The sequence below is a fragment of the Microbacterium wangchenii genome (assembly GCF_004564355.1).
Lineage (GTDB): Bacteria > Actinomycetota > Actinomycetes > Actinomycetales > Microbacteriaceae > Microbacterium > Microbacterium wangchenii.
In genome coordinates, this window is sequence record NZ_CP038266.1 from 90170 (window position 1) to 109452 (window position 19283).

17 protein-coding genes are annotated in these 19283 nt (G+C 72.3%); 13 read left to right on the plus strand and 4 right to left on the minus strand.

Annotation, left to right across the window (positions count from 1 at the left end):
* Positions 1 to 29 precede the first annotated feature (29 nt).
* Positions 30 to 1709 (minus strand): glycoside hydrolase family 13 protein, encoded by a 1680-nt coding sequence (locus E4K62_RS00455; RefSeq protein ID WP_135062528.1) that lies wholly within the window; start codon positions 1707 to 1709, stop codon positions 30 to 32.
* Positions 1710 to 1777: 68 nt separating this feature from the next.
* Between E4K62_RS00455 and E4K62_RS00460 the strand changes: the two genes are divergently transcribed.
* Positions 1778 to 2299 (plus strand): adenine phosphoribosyltransferase, encoded by a 522-nt coding sequence (locus E4K62_RS00460; RefSeq protein WP_135062530.1) that lies wholly within the window; start codon positions 1778 to 1780, stop codon positions 2297 to 2299.
* Positions 2300 to 2627: 328 nt separating this feature from the next.
* On the opposite strand, the gene hpxO is transcribed toward E4K62_RS00460, so the two are convergent.
* From hpxO to uraD, 3 genes are read right to left on the minus strand one after another with little or no spacing between them, the layout of a single operon-like run.
* The gene (gene hpxO / locus E4K62_RS00465) at positions 2628 to 3824 is read right to left on the minus strand and encodes an FAD-dependent urate hydroxylase HpxO (protein ID WP_135062532.1); all 1197 of its coding nucleotides are present in this window, start codon (positions 3822 to 3824) and stop codon (positions 2628 to 2630) included.
* Positions 3821 to 4141: a hydroxyisourate hydrolase gene (gene uraH, locus E4K62_RS00470; protein WP_135062535.1), complete on the minus strand. Its 321-nt coding sequence runs from the start codon at positions 4139 to 4141 to the stop codon at positions 3821 to 3823. Before uraH ends, hpxO begins: the two co-directional genes overlap by 4 nt.
* The gene (uraD, locus tag E4K62_RS00475) at positions 4138 to 4659 is read right to left on the minus strand and encodes a 2-oxo-4-hydroxy-4-carboxy-5-ureidoimidazoline decarboxylase (protein WP_135062537.1); all 522 of its coding nucleotides are present in this window, start codon (positions 4657 to 4659) and stop codon (positions 4138 to 4140) included. Before uraD ends, uraH begins: the two co-directional genes overlap by 4 nt.
* Positions 4660 to 4788: 129 nt before the next feature.
* On the opposite strand from uraD, the gene allB reads away from it, so the two are divergent.
* The 12 genes from allB to E4K62_RS00535 all read left to right on the plus strand — a co-directional run bounded on the left by allB (position 4789) and on the right by E4K62_RS00535 (position 19258).
* A complete protein-coding gene (gene allB / locus E4K62_RS00480) occupies positions 4789 to 6144 on the plus strand; it encodes an allantoinase AllB (RefSeq protein WP_135062539.1) in 1356 nt (451 codons plus the stop codon).
* Positions 6141 to 7385 (plus strand): acetamidase/formamidase family protein, encoded by a 1245-nt coding sequence (locus tag E4K62_RS00485; RefSeq protein ID WP_135062541.1) that lies wholly within the window; start codon positions 6141 to 6143, stop codon positions 7383 to 7385. The genes allB and E4K62_RS00485 overlap by 4 nt, the downstream gene beginning before the upstream one ends.
* Complete coding sequence (locus E4K62_RS00490; protein ID WP_240742761.1) at positions 7382 to 9034, plus strand: AtzH-like domain-containing protein; 1653 nt, start codon at positions 7382 to 7384, stop codon at positions 9032 to 9034. Before E4K62_RS00485 ends, E4K62_RS00490 begins: the two co-directional genes overlap by 4 nt.
* A gap of 149 nt (positions 9035 to 9183) precedes the next feature.
* Positions 9184 to 10383: a pyridoxal-phosphate-dependent aminotransferase family protein gene (locus tag E4K62_RS00495; RefSeq protein ID WP_135070655.1), complete on the plus strand. Its 1200-nt coding sequence runs from the start codon at positions 9184 to 9186 to the stop codon at positions 10381 to 10383.
* A gap of 60 nt (positions 10384 to 10443) precedes the next feature.
* Complete coding sequence (locus E4K62_RS00500; protein WP_135070658.1) at positions 10444 to 11766, plus strand: Zn-dependent hydrolase; 1323 nt, start codon at positions 10444 to 10446, stop codon at positions 11764 to 11766.
* Between the two features lie 137 nt (positions 11767 to 11903).
* A complete protein-coding gene (locus E4K62_RS00505; RefSeq protein ID WP_135062543.1) occupies positions 11904 to 13271 on the plus strand; it encodes an amidohydrolase family protein in 1368 nt (455 codons plus the stop codon).
* Between the two features lie 617 nt (positions 13272 to 13888).
* Positions 13889 to 14968, plus strand: coding sequence for an ABC transporter substrate-binding protein (locus E4K62_RS00510; protein ID WP_135062545.1), 1080 nt, complete (start codon positions 13889 to 13891; stop codon positions 14966 to 14968).
* A 23-nt stretch (positions 14969 to 14991) separates the two neighbouring features.
* Entirely contained in the window at positions 14992 to 15816 is an 825-nt protein-coding gene (locus tag E4K62_RS00515; protein WP_135062547.1) for an ABC transporter ATP-binding protein, read from the plus strand.
* Positions 15806 to 16642: an ABC transporter permease gene (locus E4K62_RS00520; RefSeq protein WP_135062549.1), complete on the plus strand. Its 837-nt coding sequence runs from the start codon at positions 15806 to 15808 to the stop codon at positions 16640 to 16642. Before E4K62_RS00515 ends, E4K62_RS00520 begins: the two co-directional genes overlap by 11 nt.
* Complete coding sequence (locus E4K62_RS00525; RefSeq protein WP_135062551.1) at positions 16639 to 17523, plus strand: ABC transporter permease; 885 nt, start codon at positions 16639 to 16641, stop codon at positions 17521 to 17523. The genes E4K62_RS00520 and E4K62_RS00525 overlap by 4 nt, the downstream gene beginning before the upstream one ends.
* 45 nt (positions 17524 to 17568) lie before the next feature.
* Positions 17569 to 18636 carry an adenosine deaminase gene (add, locus tag E4K62_RS00530; protein ID WP_135062553.1) on the plus strand — a complete coding sequence of 356 codons (1068 nt, stop codon included), beginning with the start codon at positions 17569 to 17571 and terminating at the stop codon, positions 18634 to 18636.
* A gap of 13 nt (positions 18637 to 18649) precedes the next feature.
* On the plus strand, positions 18650 to 19258 hold the full coding sequence (locus tag E4K62_RS00535) for a helix-turn-helix domain-containing protein (protein ID WP_135062555.1): 609 nt from the start codon (positions 18650 to 18652) through the stop codon (positions 19256 to 19258).
* Positions 19259 to 19283 lie beyond the last annotated feature (25 nt).

The following is a 19283-nucleotide window of genomic DNA, read 5'->3' on the forward strand; positions in this document are numbered from 1 at the left end:
GTCGACCGCCTCCGCGGCGCTCCCGCGGATCAGTCCGCCGCGATCCAGACCGTCGTGTCGACCGGCACGCCCTCGGGTGCGAGCGGACCGCTCGCGGCCACCACCGTGCCGTGCGGGAGCGGCACCGTGGCGCCGTCGACGTTCGCGACGACCGTCAGGCCGTTGTTGCGGAACGCCACGACGCCGTCCCCGAAGCCGTCCAGCCACTCCAGGGCGCCGGCACCGAGCCCTCGGGCGCGGCGCTCGGCGAGCAGCGTGCGGTACAGCGACAGGGTCGACTCCGGGTCCGCCGCCTGCACCTCCCGGGCCAGCTCCCGCCACTGCGCGGGCTGGGGGAGCCAGCTCTCGCCGGTGTGGCTGAAGCCGAAGGCGGGGGCGGAAGGACTCCACGGCAGTGGCACGCGGCATCCGTCGCGTCCGTAGCGCTCGCCCTGGGTGCGGAACCACGTCGGGTCCTGACGCGCGTCGTCGGGCAGGTCGATGGCTTCGGGCAGGCCCAGCTCCTCGCCCTGGTAGACGTAGGCGGAGCCGGGGAGGGCGAGCATGAGCGCCGTCGCGGCGCGTGCGCGGCGCAGGCCCACCTCGGGGATCGGCTGGCCCGGGGAGGCCGGGCCGATGCCGTGTCCCTGGGGGTTCTCCGCCGTCAGCGCGAGCCGCGAGGCGTGGCGGACCACGTCGTGGTTGGACAGCACCCACGTGCTGGGTGCGCCCACCGCGGAGTAGGCCGCGAGCGATTCGGCGATGACGGCACGCAGCTTCGCGGCATCCCACTCGGTCTCGAGGTATTCGAAGTTGAACGCCTGGTGCATCTCGTCCGGCCGCACCCACAGGGCGGTCTTCGCGATGCTCGGCAGCCACGCTTCGGCGCACAGTGCCCGGTCGCCGTCGTACTCCGCGAGCAGTTCGTGCCAGTCGCGGTAGATCTCGTGCACTTCCGGCTGGCCCCAGTACGGCACCGAGCCCTCGTCGCCGCCCATGGAGCCGGCGTCCGGATTCGGGGTGTAGTCGGGCAGGCCCTCCTGCTTGACCAGCCCGTGGGCGACGTCGACGCGGAAACCGTCCACGCCGCGGTCGAGCCAGAAGCGCAGGATGCGGCGGAACTCCTCCCGCACCTCCTCGTTGGACCAGTCGAAGTCGGGCTGGGAGGTGTCGAACAGGTGCAGGTACCACTGCCCCGGCGTCCCGTCGGCTTCGGTGACGCGCGTCCAGGCCGGCCCGCCGAACACGGATTCCCAGTTGTTCGGGGGCAGTTCGCCGTGCTCGCCCGTGCCGTCGCGGAACATGTAGCGCGCCCGCTCGCGGCTCCCAGGGCCTGCGGCCAGGGCGGCCTGGAACCACTCGTGCTGGTCGGAGGAGTGGTTGGGCACGAGGTCGACGATGATGCGGATGCCGCGATCGTGTGCGCCGGCGAGGAGGTCGTCGAAGTCGGCGAGCGTGCCGAAGAGGGGGTCGACGTCGCAGTAGTCGGAGACGTCGTAGCCGGCGTCCTTCTGCGGAGAGCGCTGGAAGGGGCTCAGCCAGATCGCGTCGATCCCCAGCTCGCGCAGGTCGTCCAGGTGCGCCGTCACGCCGGGCAGGTCGCCCACGCCGTCGCCGGATTCGTCCGCGAAGGAGCGGGGGTAGATCTGATAGATGACCGCCGTGCGCCACCACTCCGACCCGGGGGCGGCTGCGGCCGCGTGCTGCGTCTCCTGCTGCGTCGAAGTCATGGCGTCCAGGGTAGTGCAAACGCTTACATCAGTGGTGGGAACGCTCAGGATCCGGCCGGTAGGGTGGCCTGGTGTCCGACCTCGCGCGTGCCGAAAGCCTGATCGGCAGCATCCCCGACTATCCCGAACCGGGCGTGATCTTCCGCGACATCACGCCGCTGCTGGCCGACGCCGCCGCGCTGCACACGAGCATCGACGCCCTCATCGCCCCCTTCGCCGACGAATTCGACGTGGTCGCCGGAATCGAGGCGCGCGGGTTCCTCCTCGCCGGCGCCGCAGCGATCGCCGCGGGCGCGGGGCTGGTGCCGATCCGCAAGGCCGGGAAGCTGCCCCGGCCCGCCGCATCCGTCTCCTACGCACTGGAGTACGGCACCGCCGAGATCGAGATGCACGACGACATCGCCCCCGGCACGCGCGTGCTGCTGATGGATGACGTGCTCGCCACCGGCGGCACCATCGCCGCCGCGCGCGAGCTCGTCACCGGCCTCGGCGGCACCGTCGTGGGCACCGCGGTGCTGCTGGAGATCGACGCCCTCCGAGGGCGCGACGCACTGGGCGACGCTCCGCTGCACGCCCTCTTCCACATCTGACCCGCCGCTCCCGGCCGCCGCTCCCGGCCGCGCAAAACTCAGGAGATCCGGCCTTTCTCGGCCGCTGTCACCGGTGTCGGAGTCGGTATCCCCTGAGATCTGCGCGCTCCGCTGCGCGCCGGGTGCGCCCGGCCAGGGCACGACCCGAGGTGCGGCGCCCGGTCCGTGCGCCGGGTGCTCCGCCGGGTCGGCGACCGGGCGGCGGCATCCAGTCGCGCAGAACTCAGGAGATCCGGCCGTTCCGGGCTGCTGTCACCGGTGTCGGAGTCGGTATCTCCTGAGTTCTGCGCGCGGCCCCCGCCGCACCGCGCCGGGAAGAAGGTCGTCGTTAGGCCAGGATGCCGCCGCCGAGGTTCACCGGACTGCCCTCGATGTTGCCCACGATGCCCCGGATCACCCCCGTGCCGTCCTCGCGTCGCAGGCCGTCGTACCAGGCCTGGGTCGCGGCGGGATCGAACGCGTGCGTCTCGTGCGCGCGCTTGCGGGCCCGCAGGACGAGGTCGCCGGCCCGCGTCGAGCGGATGTCCTGGTACCGGCGCAGCGAATCCTCGATGCCGAGGGTGTTGGTGGCGAAGACGATGCCGAGCGCGAAGCTGTCCTCCAGCGCCGAGCACGCACCCTGGCCGATGTCGGGCGTGGTGTTGTGGGCCGCGTCCCCGAGGATCGCCACCCGCCCCCGCACCCACGTGTGGAACGGGTCGATGTCCCAGATCTCGACGCGATTGAGGGATGCGGCGGGGTCGATGGCGTCCAGGAGCGCCCGCACACCGGGTGCCCCCCATCCGCCGAACGCGGCCTCCAGCGGGGCTTTGCCGTCGGCGGCGCGGTCGTAGGGGAGCCCGGCGGGCTGCGGCACGTCGACGAAGAAGTAGAACCGGTCGCCGGCGACGGGCATCACCGCGCAGCGCTTGCCCTCGGCGACGTACGTCGTCCACTGGTCGGCGGGGCCGATGCGCTCGTCGATGGGGACGAGGCCGTTGAAGTTCGTGTACCCCGAGTAGGTGCGCTCGGGGCGGGTGGCGGCATCCGCCGTGACGTAGTCGCGCGTGAAGGAGCGCGCCCCGTCGGCGCCGATGAGGAGGTCGGCGGTGTCGGTCGAGCCGTCGGCGAAGGTCGCCGTGACGGTGGTGCCGTCATCGTCGATGCCCGTCAGCCGCATGCCCAGGCGGATGCGGTCGAGCCCGACCGCATCCATCAGCAGCGCCTGCAGGTCGGCGCGCGCGACGGGGTAGGGGCGCTGACCGGTCTGGGTCGTGACGGGGTCGAGGCTGAAGCGGCACATCTGCTCGCCGGTGTGCCCGTCGTAGTACGCCATCAGGTCCATGCGGCCACCGAGGGCGGCGACCGCGTCGCCGAGGCCCAGCCAGTTGAGCACCTTGACGCCGTTGGACCACAGCGACAGCGCCGCACCGACCGGCTTGTTCTCGCGCATCTGGTCGTAGACGACGACGTCGTGACCGAGGCGCTGGAGGGCGAGCGCGGCGCTCGTGCCGCCGACGCCGGCGCCGATGACGAGAACCTTCATGATCCGCGGTAGGTGGAGTAGGCGAACGGGCTCAGCAGCAGCGGCACGTGCAGGTGCCGCCCACTGTCGTCGACGGTGAAGGTCACCGTGACGGAGGGATGGAAGCTCGCCGTCCCCCGCGCGGCGAAGTAGTCGCCCGTGCGGAACGTGAGGCTGTACTCGCCGGGTTCCAGCCGGTCGGGGCCGAGGGCGAGGCGTCCGTCGGAGTCGGTCGCGCCGTGGGCCAGCGGCGTCCAGGCGGCGGCGAGGGTGACGGCGATCCCGGCGGCGGGCTCACCGCACACGGAGTCCAGGACGTGCGTGGTGAGGTGGGTCACTCGGCCTCCTCGGGCGCGCTGTCGGTGGCGAGGGCCGTCCGCAGGCGAAGCAGTGCGATCTCGGCCAGCTGCGCGGTGGCCTCGGCGGCTTCGACGTCGGCCGGGTTGCCCAGGCGCCGCTGCAGTTCGGACAGCATCTCCGACGGTGTCCGCCCGGCGGCGCGGATGAGGAAGACCCGGCCGAACCGCTCCTCATAGGCCGCATTCCCCGCGGCCAGGGCGGCGGCGACCTCGTCGGGCGCGGCGGCCATGGACGCCTGCTCCCGCCGGGATGCCGCGGCCTCCGCGCCCGTGCCGGTCACGCGTGCGCCGATCCGCGGGTGGTGCGCGAGCGCGGCCTCCAGGTCGGCGGGCGCCCACGTGGAGGCGAGCGCACCGGCGTAGGCGGCGAGGGCGTCGACGGAGGCGTACGGGCGGCCCGCGACCACGGCATCCACCCATCCCGGCACGTCGGCCCACACCCGCACGACGCTCGCGGCCTCATCCGGATCGGCGGCGTTGAACTCTTCCAGCTCCATGCCGGTCACGGTAGCGCGGCCGCGTTTCCGGCTCGTGACGCGACGCGGGGGAGAGGAAACCACGGAACACGCGCACGAGATGTTGCCCTGGGTAACATCCGGGAAATGCGGAAACCGTACGGTGGCGCCATGACCACCCCCTCCGCGGTCTCGGCCGCCCGCGTGTACCTCGACGGCGCGTTCGTGCCGGCGACCGTCCGCATCGCCGGGGGCGTGATCGCGGCGGTGGATGCGTTCGACGCGGGTGCCGACATCGTGCTCCCCGATACGCACCTTCTCCTTCCCGGCCTCGTCGACTCGCACGTGCACCTCAACGAGCCCGGTCGCACCGAATGGGAGGGGTTCGCGACCGGCACCGCGGCCGCGGCCGCCGCCGGCGTCACGACGATCCTCGACATGCCGCTCAACAGCATCCCGGTCACCACGACCCCCGGCGCCCTCGCCGCCAAGCGGGCCGCGACGGCCGGTCAGCTCGCCGTCGACGTCGGGTTCTGGGGCGGCGCCGTGCCCGAGAACCTCGGGACGCTCGCGGCACTGGATGCGGCGGGCGTGGTCGGCTTCAAGTGCTTCCTGTCGCCGTCGGGCATCGACGAGTTCGGTCATCTCGACGCCGACCAGCTGGAGGCCGCCCTCACCGAGATCGCCGAGCTCGGCAGCATCCTCATCGTGCACGCGGAACACCCCGCGCACCTGAGCGCCGACGGTCCGCTCGGCACCGACTACACCGCGTTCGAGGCGTCGCGCCCGGCCGCCGGCGAACGTGCGGCCATCCGCACCGTCATCGACGCGTCGCGGCGCACGCGCGGGCGCGCCCACATCGTGCACGTGTCGGACGGGGGAGCGCTCGCCGACGTGCGCGCCGCCAAGGCCGAGGGCGTGCCGCTGACGGTCGAGACGTGCCCCCACTACCTGACGCTGACGGCGGATGAGGTGCCCGACGGCGCCGCGGAGTTCAAGTGCTGCCCGCCGATCCGCGACGCCGCGAACCGCGACCTGCTGTGGGAGGGGGTGCTGGACGGCACGGTCGACGCGATCGTGAGCGACCACTCGCCCGCCACCCCGGCGCTGAAGGCCTCGCCCGACTTCGGACTCGCGTGGGGCGGAATCTCGGGCCTGCAGACCGGCTTCTCCGCCGTGTGGACCGAGGCCCGCCGCCGCGGCATCCCGCTCGAGCGCATCCTCCCGCTGTTCACGACCGGCCCGGCCCGCATCGGCGGGCTGGGCGGGGCGGGGCGGATCCAGGCCGGCGAGTCCGCGCATCTGGTCGCGTTCGATCCGGACGCGGCGCACACGGTGCGCGCGGGGGAGCTGGAGTACCGCAACAAGATGTCGCCGTGGGACGGGCGCAGCCTGCACGGGGTCGTGGCCGAAACGTGGGTGCACGGGATCCCGGCCTACCGCCGGGGTGAGGGTGTCGTCGCCCGCGCCGGCCGGGAGATCCTGGCTGAGCCGGCCGCGCTGGCCGGATGGGGGAGTGACCGATGACGGCGCCCGATCTCGCCGCGCCGGGTACCGCCGCCACCCCCGCCGTCCCGATCCTGCAGCGGGGCATCGGCATCGAGCCGGGAGCGCGCTACCTGCCGTCCACGCCGGAGACGGTCCTGTGGGGCAGGCTGCCGTGCGCGACCGATGCCGCCGTCCTCACCATCGCGACGGGTGAGACCGTGACGATCGACACCGTGAGCCACGAGGGCATCCTCGATGACCAGGGCAAGGACCCGGTGGCGTTCTTCGCGCGGCACGGGATCGCCGCATCCGACGTCCTCGACGATGCCGTGGCGATCGCTGCGGCCGTGCCGAGGGATGCGGCGGCCGACGGCCCGCACGTGGTGACCGGGCCGATCCGCATCGACGGCGCGCGCCCGGGCGACCTGCTGAAGATCACCGTCGAGCAGCTGGTGCCCCGCGTGCCGTACGGCGTCATCTCCAACCGGCACGGCAAGGGCGCGCTCGTGGGGGAGCTGCCGCGCACGCCCGGCACCGTCAGCGTCTTCGCCGCCGTCGAGGAGCGCGACGGGCGGCTGTTCGGCACGCTCCCGGTCACCGACGGCGGCGAGCGGATCGTCGCCTTCCCGCTCGCGCCGTTCCTCGGCACGATGGGCGTCGCCGTGGCCGGCGGCGAACGGCCGCACTCCGTGCCGCCGGGCGAGCACGGCGGCAACATCGACATCAACCTGCTCGTGGAAGGCGCCGTGCTGTACCTGCCGGTCCAGGTCGAGGGCGCCCTCGCGTACGTGGGCGATCCGCACTTCGCGCAGGGCGACGGCGAGGTCGCGCTCACGGCGCTGGAGGCGTCGCTGCGCGCGACGCTGCGCTTCGACGTCGTGCCGCGCCCGGAGGCGCTCGCCGAGTTCGGCGAGATCACCGGACCCCTCATCCGCACCGACGCGTATCTCGTGCCGACGGGGATGGACATCGACCTCGACGAGGCCATGCGCCGCTGCGTCCGCGCGGCCCTGTCGCTTCTCCAGGCCCGATGGGGGCTGGACGAGCACCTCGCCTACGCCTACCTGAGCGCCGCCACCGACTTCGACATCTCGCAGGTCGTCGACATCATCAGCGGCGTGCACGCCCGCATCCGCGTCGCCGACTTCGCCGCTGTCGCGCGTCCGGCCGCTCTCCCCGAATCAGGAGAATCGCCCGGATCAGGAGCATCCGGCCGAAATCGGCCTGATCTCGGCAGATCTCCTGAATCCAGCGGCGCGACCGGGACGGAGACGCGATGACAGGTGCGGAGATGACGGATGCGGCGGGGAACGGTGCGGCGATGACGGATGCGGCAGAGCCGGGGAGCGGGGCGGATGCGGCCATTCCCGACGACCTGCGGGCCGCCTTCGAGGCGTACGAGCGTGCGGTGGTCGAGAACGACCTTGACGTGCTCGACGCGTCCTTCGCGCCCGGCCCCGACGTGCTGCGCGGTGACGGGGCGGGTCTGCTCGTCGGGCACGACGCCATCCGCGCGTTCCGGTCGCGGCGCGGGGGCGTCGCGCGGCGCACGATCGACAGCATCCAGTACCGGCCCCTGGGCGAGGACACCGCGCTGCTGGTGTCGGTCTCGCGGTACGCCGGCGGCGGGAGCGGCCTGCAGACTCAGGTGTGGCAGCGCATCGACGGGCGGTGGCTCATCACCGCCGCCCACGTGACCCCGCGCGCGCAGGCGTTCGACCGATCGGTGTGGCGGAGCGTGGGCGACCCGTTCTTCCAAGGCGCGTGGGAGGGGCCGCTGGCCGGCCTCACGGTGGCCGTGAAAGACCTGTTCGCCGTCAAGGGATTCCGCATCGGCGCGGGCAATCCGACCTACCTGGAAGAGGCACGGCCGGAGACCACGACGGCGCCGGCCGTATCCGACCTGCTGCGCGGCGGAGCATCCCTGCGCGGCATCGCGCGCACCGACGAGTTCGCGTACTCGATCGCCGGCGATAATCCGCACTACGGCACTCCGCCCAACGGGGCCGTCCCCGGTGCGCTGCCGGGCGGGTCCTCGAACGGCCCCGCCTCGGCGGTGGCCACCGGGCAGTCCGAGATCGGGCTGGCCACCGACACGGCCGGATCGATCCGGGTGCCGGCGTCGTACCAGGGCCTGTGGGGCCTGCGCACGACGCACGGACTCGTCCCGCGTCAGGGCCTCCTGCCCCTCGCGCAGACCTTCGACACCGTCGGCTGGCTCACGCGCGACGGTGAGACGCTGCAGCGCGTCGTGGACTGGTGCCTGAGCTACGACGGCTCGGAGTCGACCGAGAGCGTCTTCGGCGCCCCGGGTGACGATCTGCCATGGCGCTTCGTCGTGCCCGCCGACCTGCGCGCGCAGGCGGAACCCGCCACGCGCAGCGCGTTCGACGCCCTCGTCGCGGCGCTGGGGGAGACGGCGGATGCGCCGGAGGTGACGCCCGCGGACGCCGGCGACCTCGGCGCCATCCTCGACGCCTTCCGCACCGTGCAGGGCGCGGAGGCATGGCGCAACCACGGCGAGTGGCTCCGCGCGCACCCGGGTGCCCTCGGCCCCGCGGTGGCCGAACGCTTCCGCGTCGCCGCCGCCGTCGACCCCGCGGCCGAAGCCGCGGCGCGCGAGGCCGTCACCGCCCTGCGCGGGCGGCTGACCGATCTCGTCCGCGGCGCCGTGCTGCTGTTCCCTACCGCCCCCGGACCCGCCCCGCTGCGCACAGCGGATGCGGCGGCCGTCGACGCGGCCCGTGCGGCGACCCTGCGGATGACGGCACCCGCCGCCGTCGCGGGCCTGCCGGCGATCTCCGTGCCGCTGCTGACGGTGCCCTCCCCGGTCGGTGAGGCGCCCGTCGGGGTCTCGCTCGTGTCGGCGCCGGGCACCGACATCGCGCTCGTGCGCCTGGCCCGCCGCCTCGCCCGAGCCCTCTCCTGACCCCGCCGCCCGCCCCGACCGGCCGACATCACTCCCGCCTCCCCGCCACCTCCCGACCCCCCATATCCCCCCCGAAACCCGACCATGACGGAGAACCTGTGACCGCCCCATCCGTGCCCGGCCCCATCGACCCTCCTGCACGCCTGCTCATGGGCCCCGGGCCCATCTCGGCCTACCCGAGCGTGCTGCGGGCGATGTCGGCGCCGCTCGTGGGGCAGTACGACCCGTTCATGACGGCGACGATGGCCGAGACGCAGGACCTGTACCGCCGCGTGTGGGCCACCGAGAACGACGCGACCCTCCTCATCGACGGCACCTCCCGGGCCGGGATCGAGGCGGCGCTGGTCTCCCTCATCCGCCCCGGCGACCGCGTGCTCGTGCCCATCTTCGGGAGGTTCGGCCACCTGCTCGCCGAGATCGCCGAACGCGCGCTCGCCGAGGTGCACACCATCGAGGTGCCGTGGGGCCGGGTGTTCCCGGTGTCGGCGATCCGCGAGGCCGTCGCGCGCGTGCGTCCGCACGTGCTCGCCCTCGTGCAGGGTGACACGTCCACGACGATGAACCAACCCCTGGAGGAGATCGGCGAGATCTGCCGTGCGCACGGCGTGCTGTTCTACACCGATGCCACCGCATCCCTCGGCGGCAACGAGTTCGAGGCCGACGCGTGGGGCGTGGATGCCGCCACCGCCGGTCTGCAGAAATGCCTGGGCGGTCCGTCCGGCTCCGCACCGATCACCCTGTCGGAGCGGGCGGTGGAGGTGATCCGGTCGCGGGCACGCGTGGAGGCCGGCATCCGGGAGGAGGGCGACCCCGACGCGGGGGACTTCGTCCGCTCGAACTACTTCGACCTCGGGATGATCCTGGACTACTGGGGTCCGCGCCGGCTGAACCACCACACCGAAGCGACGTCGATGCTCTACGCCGCCCGCGAGTGCGCGCGCGTGCTGCTGACCGAAGGGCGCGCCGCCGTCATCGCGCGGCACCGGCTGCACGGCGAGGCGATGCTCGCGGGCGTTCGCGGACTCGGCCTCGGGGTCTTCGGCGACCTCGCGCACAAGATGCACAACGTCGTGGCCGTGGAGATTCCCGAGGGCGTGCCGGGTGAGGCGGTGCGCTCGGCGCTGCTGGCGGAGTTCGGCATCGAGATCGGCACGTCCTTCGGCCCGCTGCACGGGCGGGTGTGGCGCATCGGGACGATGGGCTACAACGCCCGCACGGATGCGGTGCTCCAGACCCTCGCCGCGCTGGAATCCGTGCTGCGACGGTTCGGCGCATCCGTCCCCGCCGGCGGCGGCGTGGAGGCGGCCGAAGGCGTGTACGCCTCGACCGACGCGCCGGGCGGGGACTGAGCCGTGCGGACGCGCCTGGAGACCTCGCCCGACCGCATCGCGGCGGCGGCCCGCCGGGTCATGGCGCGGTGCGACGAGCTCGCCCGTGTGACGGCCACCCCTGGGCGCATCGAGCGGGTGTACCTCTCGCCCGAGCACGCGCGGGTCAACCGGCTGGTCGCCGAGTGGATGCGGGAGATCGGGATGACCTCGTGGCAGGACGCCGCGGGCAACCAGGTCGGGCGCCTGGATCCCGATGCCGCCGGATCGCTCAGTGGCCTGGCCTCCAGCCGGTCGCGCAGCCTGCCCCAGCGGCCGGGACCCGCGGCGGACGCCGGCCCGCGCGACGCGCCGGCCCTCCTCCTCGCCTCGCACCTGGACACCGTGCCCGACGCCGGGCGGTTCGACGGCATCGTGGGCGTGCTGATGGCCCTCGAGGTCGCCCGCCTGCTGCGCAGCATCCGCGATGACGGCACCGTCTACGCGTCCTTCCCGTTCGCCCTGGAGGTGATCGCGTTCTCCGACGAGGAGGGCACGCGATTCGGCAAGGCGCTGCTGGGCTCCTCGGCCGTCGCGGGCGCGTGGGATGACTCGTGGTGGGAGCTGACCGACGGCGACGGCGTGAGCCTCCGCCACGCGTTCCGGGAGTTCGGGCTCGACCCCGGGCGCATCGGGGAGGCCGCCCGGCGACCCGACGAGCTCGTCGGCTACCTCGAGGCGCACATCGAGCAGGGTCCGGAGCTCGACCGTCGCGGCGAGGCGCTCGCCGTGGTGTCGTCGATCGCGAGCGCCCGGAGGTTCCAGCTCGTGGTGGAGGGCGAGGCCCGTCACGCCGGCGGCACCCCCTACGACATGCGGCGGGATGCGCTCCTGGGTGCGAGCGAGGCGGCGCTCGCCGTCGAGCGGATCTGCCGCGGCGAGCACCACATCATCGGCACGGTCGGGCAGCTCGAGGCCTTCCCCGGCGCCGTCAACATCGTTCCCGGCGAGGCGCACTTCTCCCTGGACCTGCGGGGGGAGTTCGACGACACGCGTGACCGCGTGTGGCACGGGATCGCGCGAGAGCTCGACGTCATCATGGGCCGCCGCGGCCTGCGCTGGCATGCGCGCGAGGTGCACTCGGCGCCGGCGGTGTTCTGCGCGCCGCTGCTGCAGGACGTCGTCCGCGCCGGCATCGGCGCCACCCTCGCGCCCGGCGCCGACGGCCCCGCGCAGATCTTCAGCCGTGCCGGCCACGACGCGATGGCCATCGGCGGCATCACCGACGTCGGGATGCTGTTCCTGCGCAACCCCGACGGAATCAGCCACCACCCGGACGAGGCGGTGTCGGCGGCCGACGTGGGTGCCGGCATCCGCGCCCTGGCCGAATCGGTGCTGCACCTGGCCGCCGAGCCCCTCGCCTGACCAGGCCTCCCACCGGCGTCGGCCGGGCGCCTTCGTAACCACGGCGAAACACACCGCCGTGTCCGCGTAACCCCCGTCTCGTAGCGTGCCGGGAGTCGCGGTCGCCCGGCCGCGCTGCTCCCACCCGAAGGATCCGCATGTCTCTCCTGGTCACCGGTGCCCGCCTGATCACCGTTCCCGCCGGCACCGACGACCCCGGATACCTCGACCGCGGCTGGATGCTCATCGAAGACGGCCGCATCGCCGCCCTCGGTGGGGGTGGACCCACCGTCACCGCCGACGAGGTGCTCGACGTCGGCGGGGCCTTCGTCGCCCCCGGATTCGTGTCGAGCCACTCGCACCTGTTCACCAGCGGCCTGCGGGGCCTGGGGGTCAGCGAGACGCTGTACGGCTGGTGCGACTCGATGCTCGGCATGACGGCGGGATTCGCTCCGGAGGATGCGTACTGGTCGACGCTGCACGGGGCGCTGGACTTCCTCTCGAACGGCGTGACCACCGCGTACAACTTCACCGACCCGCTGCAGGCGTGGGAGCCCATGATCGACGGGCGCCGCACCGGCACGGCGGAGCTGCGCCCGCTGGAGTACCACACGCGTCAGGCCGACGGCTGCCGCGACGCCGGCATCCGCTTCGTCGACGCGATCGGGATGGACGCCACCGCCGGGTCGGATGAAGAGATCTTCGACCGCTTCGCCGCATCCGTCGCCCACACCCGCGCGATGGACCCCGCCCTCGCCCTGGGCGCTTCGATCATGGGCCAGGTGCAGTGGTCGCCGCGGGTGGATGCGGCCGAGGTCGAGGTGGAGGCGATGCGGCGGTTCGGCGTCACGAACCAGGCGCATTTCCTCGAGTCGCCGGAGGCCGTGCCGCTGCAGCAGTCGAAGTTCGCGATGTACCGCGACGCGGGCGCCCTCGGCCCGGCGATGATGTTCGGGCACTTCATCCAGACCACGCCCGAGATCATCGCCGAGGCCGCCGCCGCCGGCTCGTCGATGTCGTGGCAGCCCGCCTCCAACGGGCGCCTGGCCTCGGGGGTCGCACTCGTGCCGGAGATGATCTCGGCCGGCATGAACGTCGGCATGGGACTGGACGATCAGGCCTGCACCGACGTGTCGGACCCGTGGCAGAACATGCGCATGGGCATCGCGATGCAGCGTGCCCGCACGAAGGATCCGCGCGCGATGATGCCCGAGCGGGTGCTCCGACTGCACACCCTGGGCTCGGCGGAGATCCTCGGCGTCGCCGACCGCGTCGGCAGCCTCGAGGTCGGCAAGTACGCCGACTTCGTCGTCGTCGACCCTCGCCGGCCCGACGTGGGTCCGCTGTGGCACCCCGTCCGCAATTACGTGCTGTCGATGACGCCCCGCAACCTCCGGCACGTGTACGTCGGGGGCGTGCTCGTGGATGACGGCGGCGTCTCGACGAACCCGCTCGCACCCGAAGCATCCGCCCGTCTGCACGCCGACCTGCCCGCCCTCGCCGCCCGCACCTCCCACCCCCGCTGAGCCGGGCGGGCCGCCCTTGCCGACCCTCCCGCCGCCCGAACTCCTCAAGTGCGCGCCGCAAAGGCCCGTATCCGGCCGATCCGCGCCGTATCGGGGCCGGTCTTGAGGAGTTCGGGCGGGTGACGGGTCGGTGACGCGCGGGCCGGCGGGTGCGTGCGCGCGCATCGGCGGCAACGCGGCTGCTCCGGCGTGGGTGTCCGCGGCGGCGGGCGGGCCAGTCTCCCCGGGCCTCTACCGGCGTCTCCCGCCGCCCGAACTCCTCAAGTTCGCGCCGCAAAGGCCCGCATGCGGCCGATCCGCGCCCTTTCCGGGCCGGTCTTGAGGAGTTCGGGCAGGCGGCGGCCGGGCCGAACGGCGCACCACGGGCAGGCGGCGGCCGGGCCGAACGGCGCACCACGGGCAGGCGGCGGCCGGGCCGAACGGCGTGGACCGGGATGCGGCGGCGGCACGTGTAACGGCGCCGAAACACCGGGCCAGTGTTGGTGAAATCTACATCCCATACCGTGGCGAATGCCGAGGCCGGCTTCCGCCGAATGACGCACCGCGCACCGTCGAGTCCCGAGGGCGGCACCGCGACACCTACCCGAATGCACCACTGGCATCTGGAGACACAGCACATGACGTTCTTCTCTTCCCGGCGCGCACCGCGCACCACCGCGGCCCTCGCCGGAGTCGCCCTGTCCGCCCTCGCCCTGACCGCGTGCGCCGGAGGCTCCGGCTCCGGCTCGGCCTCGGCGCCCTCGGATGACGGCGACGAGAGCTTCGGCGAGATCACCCTGCAGCTCAGCTGGATCCTCAACGAGGAGTTCGCCGGGGAGTACTTCGCCGACAGCAACGGGTACTTCGAGGAGGCCGGCTTCGACGCGGTGAACCTCGTGCCCGGCCCGTCCACGGGGGTCGCCGAGCTGGTCAGCGGCTCCGCCGACATCGCCCTGAGCGACTCGGTGGCCATCGGCACCGCGATCGCGAACGAGGGCGCACCGCTGAAGATCATCGGCGCGACCTTCCAGGCCAACCCGTTCACGGTCCTCTCGCTCGCCGAGGGCGGCGACATCGCCACGCCCGAGGACCTCAAGGGCAAGAAGATCGGCGTCCAGGACTCCAACCGCTCACTGTTCAGCGCGCTGCTGGCCGCGAACGACATCGACCCCAGCGAGCTGACCATCGTCCCCGTGCAGTACGACCCCGCGCCCCTGGTCAACGGCGAGGTCGACGGCTTCATGTCCTACATCACCAACGAGGCCATCTCGGTGGAGATGGCCGGCCTGGCGACCACGAACCTGCAGCTCGCCGACAACGGCCTCCCCTTCGTGGCCGAGACCGTCACCGTCACGCAGGAGACGCTGGAGAGCAAGCGCGAGATGCTGAAGGCCTTCCTCGTCGCCGAGATCCGCGGCTGGACCGACGCCGTCAACGACGCCCAGGGCGGCGCCGACCTCGCCCTCGAGGTGTACGGCAAGGATCTCGACCTCGACCCGGCCAAGACCCTGGCCGGATCCGAGGCGCAGAACCTCCTCGTCGTCTCCGCCGAGACGGAGGAGAACGGCCTGTTCACCATCTCCGAGCAGCTGCAGGAGATGACCGTCAAGAGCCTCGCCGGCGCCGGCATCGAGGTCGCCGCCGAGGACCTGTTCGACCTCAGCCTGCTGGCCGAGGTCTACGAAGAGAACCCCGACCTCATCGCCTACCAGCGCTGAGATCCCGTTCAACGGAGCATCACGTGACCGACACGGCCACCCTCGCCGGTGCCCAGGGGACCACCCTGGGCACCGGCCTCCAGATCACCGGCCTCAACAAGGTCTTCAGCGTCGGACGCAAGAGCGTCGTCGCCCTGCAGAACGCCGATCTCCACACCGAGCAGGGCACGTTCCTGTCGCTGCTGGGACCGTCGGGATGCGGCAAGTCGACGATCCTCCGCATCCTCGCGGGTCTGGAAGACCCGACCAGCGGGACGACGCGCGTCGACGGCAAGAGCCCCAAGCAGCTGCGCAAGGCGAACGAGCTCGGCATCGCGTTCCAGGATTCCGCGCTGCTGCCCTGGCGCAGCGTGCAGTCCAACATCCAGCTCCCCTTCGAAGTGGCCGGCAAACCCGTCGACAAGGCGTACGTGAGTGAGATGATCCAGCTCGTCGGTCTGAAGGGCTTCGAGAAGGCCAAGCCGGCGCAGCTGTCCGGCGGGATGCGGCAGCGCGTGTCCATCGCGCGCTCGCTCATCATGAAGCCGTCGGTGCTGCTGTTCGATGAGCCGTTCGGCGCGCTCGACGACATGACGCGGCAGAAGTTGAACCTGGAGCTGCTGCGGATCTGGACGGAGAAGCCGGCGACGACGCTGCTGGTGACGCACGGCATCTCGGAGGCGATCTTCCTCTCCGACCAAGTCGCGGTGATGAGCGCGCGTCCCGGTCGAATCAAAGAGGTCATGACGATCGACCTGCCCCGCCCCCGCACTCCGGAGATGATGCGCACGCCCGAGTTCCACGAGTACGTCGACCATGCCTCCGAGCTGCTCTTCGGCGCGGGAGGCGCCGCCGCCGATGACCACTGACGCGGCGAAGGCCCGCGCCATCCAGTGGGAGGACATCCACCTTCCGGCGTGGCTCACGGGCCTCATCGGCGGCGTCGGCGTCGTCGCGCTGTGGTGGATCCTCGCCGCCACGGTGTTCTCCAACGTCGGCCCCGGCGGGGCGCAGGCGATCCCCACGCCACCCCAAGTCGTGGTGGAGTTCTTCGCCACCGGCTGGGAGTTCTACGCGCGCAACTTCGCCGTCACCCTCACCGAGGCCGGTATCGGCTACGCGTGGGGCAACGGGCTGGCCCTTCTACTGGCCGCGCTCGTGCTGATCGTGCCGCGCCTGGAGGGCGTCGTCATGCAGGTCGCGATCCTCACCTACTGCGTGCCGATCGTGGCGATCGGCCTGCTCATCGTGGTGATCGTGCCCGTCCCCGCGGCCGGCGACCCCTCTCCCACCGCTGTCATCCTCGCCGCGCTCAGCTGCTTCTTCACGACCGTCGTCGGAGCGCTCCTGGGTCTGAAGGCCGCCGACAGGGCGAGCCTGGACGTCATCACCGTCTACGGCGGATCGCGTCTCACACAGCTGCGGAAGGTGCGGCTCATCGCCTCGCTCCCCAGCATCCTCAACGCCCTCCAGATCGCCGTGCCGGCCGCCTTCCTCGGCGCCGTCCTGGGGGAGTTCTTCGGCAAGATCACGGTGGGCGTGGGCCCGGCGATGATCTCCGCCCAGCAGGCGCTCAACGCCGCCCGCGTGTGGGATGTGGCGCTCGTGTCCGGGGCGGTCGCGCTCGCCGGATACGCGCTGCTCGGTCTCGTGGCGCGCGCCGTCGCGCCCTGGTCGAAGGGATCCGCACGATGACCGACGTCCTCGCCCCGCCCACACCGGTGGTCCCCGCTGCTGCCGAGCAGGTCACGCGCCTGGATGCGGACATCCGCCGTGAATCCCGCAGGGCGACGATGCGCGCCCTGGGTCGCAGCATCCTCACCTTCGTCCTCACCCTCGTCGCCGTGACGGTCATCTGGGTCGGGGCGCTGTGGGTGTTCCAGATCTCGCCGTACGTCGGCAAGGGGCCGCTGGAGGTGTGGAACTTCCTCGTCACCATGCCCAACGCCGCGGCCAACCGCGCCCAGTTGTTCGGTCAGCTGGGGGAGACGCTCGGCCACGCCGCCGTCGGCTTCGGTGCGGGTCTCGCCGTCGCGCTCATCGTCGCGATCGTGTTCCAGCTCAGCAAGGGCATCGAGCACGCGCTCATGCCCCTCGCAATGCTGCTGCGCTCGGTTCCGCTGGTGGCGATGGCCCCCGTGATCATCCTCATCTTCGGCCGCGACTTCGCCTCGGTGGCCGTGATCGGCGGCATCGTCGTGCTCTTCCCCGCCCTGGTCACGATCGCGTTCGGGCTGAAGTCGGCCTCGCCGCAGATGAACGACCTCATCTCGGTGTACGGCGGCAGCTCGTGGACGCGCCTGCGGAAGGTCGCGCTGCCCAGCTCCCTGCCGGAGTTCTTCGCCGCCGTGCGCATCTCCGTCCCCGGCGCGCTCACCGGTGCGCTGCTGGCCGAGTGGCTGGCCGTGGGCGGCGGCATCGGCGGTGCGGTGGGCGGCTACATCGCCGCCGCGCAGTTCTCCGCCATGTGGACGGCCGTCGTGCTCGTGACCGGCACCGCGCTCGTGCTGTACAACCTGGTGCAGATCGTAGAGTCGGTCGTGCTGGCCCGCATGGGGATGGCCGACCGTTCCTGAGCACCGTATGACCCCTCACCACCCGTTCGACCCGAAGGAACCTGAATGACCACCCCCGTCGATTTCGACCTCACCGCGTTCGCCCACGGCCTGCCCAAGGCCGAGCTCCACCTGCACCTGGAGGGGACGCTGGAGCCCGAGCTGAAGTTCGCCCTCGCTGCCCGCAACGGCATCGAGCTGCCGGAGAAGACCGTGGCGGAGGTGCGCGCGACCTACGACTTCACCGACCTCACGAGCTTCCTCGCGGTGTACTACCCGGCGATGCGGGTGCTGCAGACGGCCGAGGACTTCCACGACCTGGCCTGGGCGTACCTGCTGAAGGCGAAGGAGCAGGGGGTCGTGCACGCGGAGATGTTCTTCGATCCGCAGGCGCACACCAGCCGCGGCGTGCCGTTCGAGAACGTCATCACCGGCTACCGTCGTGCCGCCGTCCGCGCGCAGGACGAACTCGGCATCAGCGCCGAGCTCATCCTGTGCTTCCTGCGCGACTTCTCCGCCGAGTACGCCATGGCGACCCTCATGGAGGCGCTGCCGTACAAGGCGTGGATCCTCGGGGTCGGTCTGGATTCGGATGAGCGCGACAATCCGCCGGCGAAGTTCGCCGCCGTCTTCGCCCGTGCCAAGGCGGAGGGGTTCTTCCTGACGATGCACTGCGACATCGACCAGGTCGGCTCCATCGAGAACATCCGCGCCGTGCTGGAGGAGATCGGCGTCGACCGGATCGACCACGGCACCAACATCGTGGAGGACCCGGCGCTGGTCGCCCTCGCGAAGGAACGCGGACTCGGCTTCACGACCTGCCCCGTGTCGAACTCGTTCGTGACCGAGCAGATGAAGGCGGACGAGATCGTCGGCCTCCTGCGCGAGGGCGTGCGGGTCATGGTCAACTCCGACGACCCGGCCTACTTCGGTGCGTACGTGGGCGACAACTACGTCGCGCTCGCCCAGCAGGCGGGCCTGACCCCGACCGAGCTGGTCCAGCTCGCGGTCAACTCCTTCGAGGCGGCGTGGCTGACCCCGGCCCGCCGCGCGGCGTACGTCGCGGCCATCGAGGAGTACGCGACGGCTCAGGGTGTACCGCTCCCGGCGCAGGGAGTGCCGCTCCCGGCGTAGGAGCGCACCGACCGTGACGCCGCCGCCCGCCGACGACTCCGCGGGGGACGCCGAGGCCACCGCGCGCCTGGGCGCCTCGATCCGCCGCCTGCGGCACGCGCGCGCCAAGACGCTCGTGCAGCTGGCCGAGGCGACGGGTCTGTCGCACCCGTTCCTCAGCCAGCTCGAGCGCGGGCTGGCGCAGCCGAGCCTGTCGTCGCTGCGGAGGATCGCCGTGGCGCTGCAGACCAGTCCGATCGAGCTCATCGCCGCCGCCGATGCCCCCGGGCCGACCTCCGGCCGGATCGAGGTGCACCGGCGCGGCGAGGGGCGCGTGGACGAGAGCTTCGGGCCGGGCGACGCGCGCATGCTCGCGCACGGCTCCCGGCCGCTGCATCCGCTCGAACTGGAGGGATCGAACGCCGCTCCGGGGGAGGTGTTCACCCACCGGGAGGACGAGTTCCTCTACGTCGCCGAAGGGGACGTGCGGGTCGACCTCGGCGACCGGGAGGTGCGGCTCGCCGTCGGAGACTCGGTCTATTACGTCGGCGGTGTGCCGCACCGCTGGTGGTCGGCGACCGGGCGCCCGTACCGGCTGGTCGTGGTCAAGCAGGGAACCAGCGTCCCCGGCGAAGACGGCTGACGCCGACGCGCTCGCGTGAGCCGGA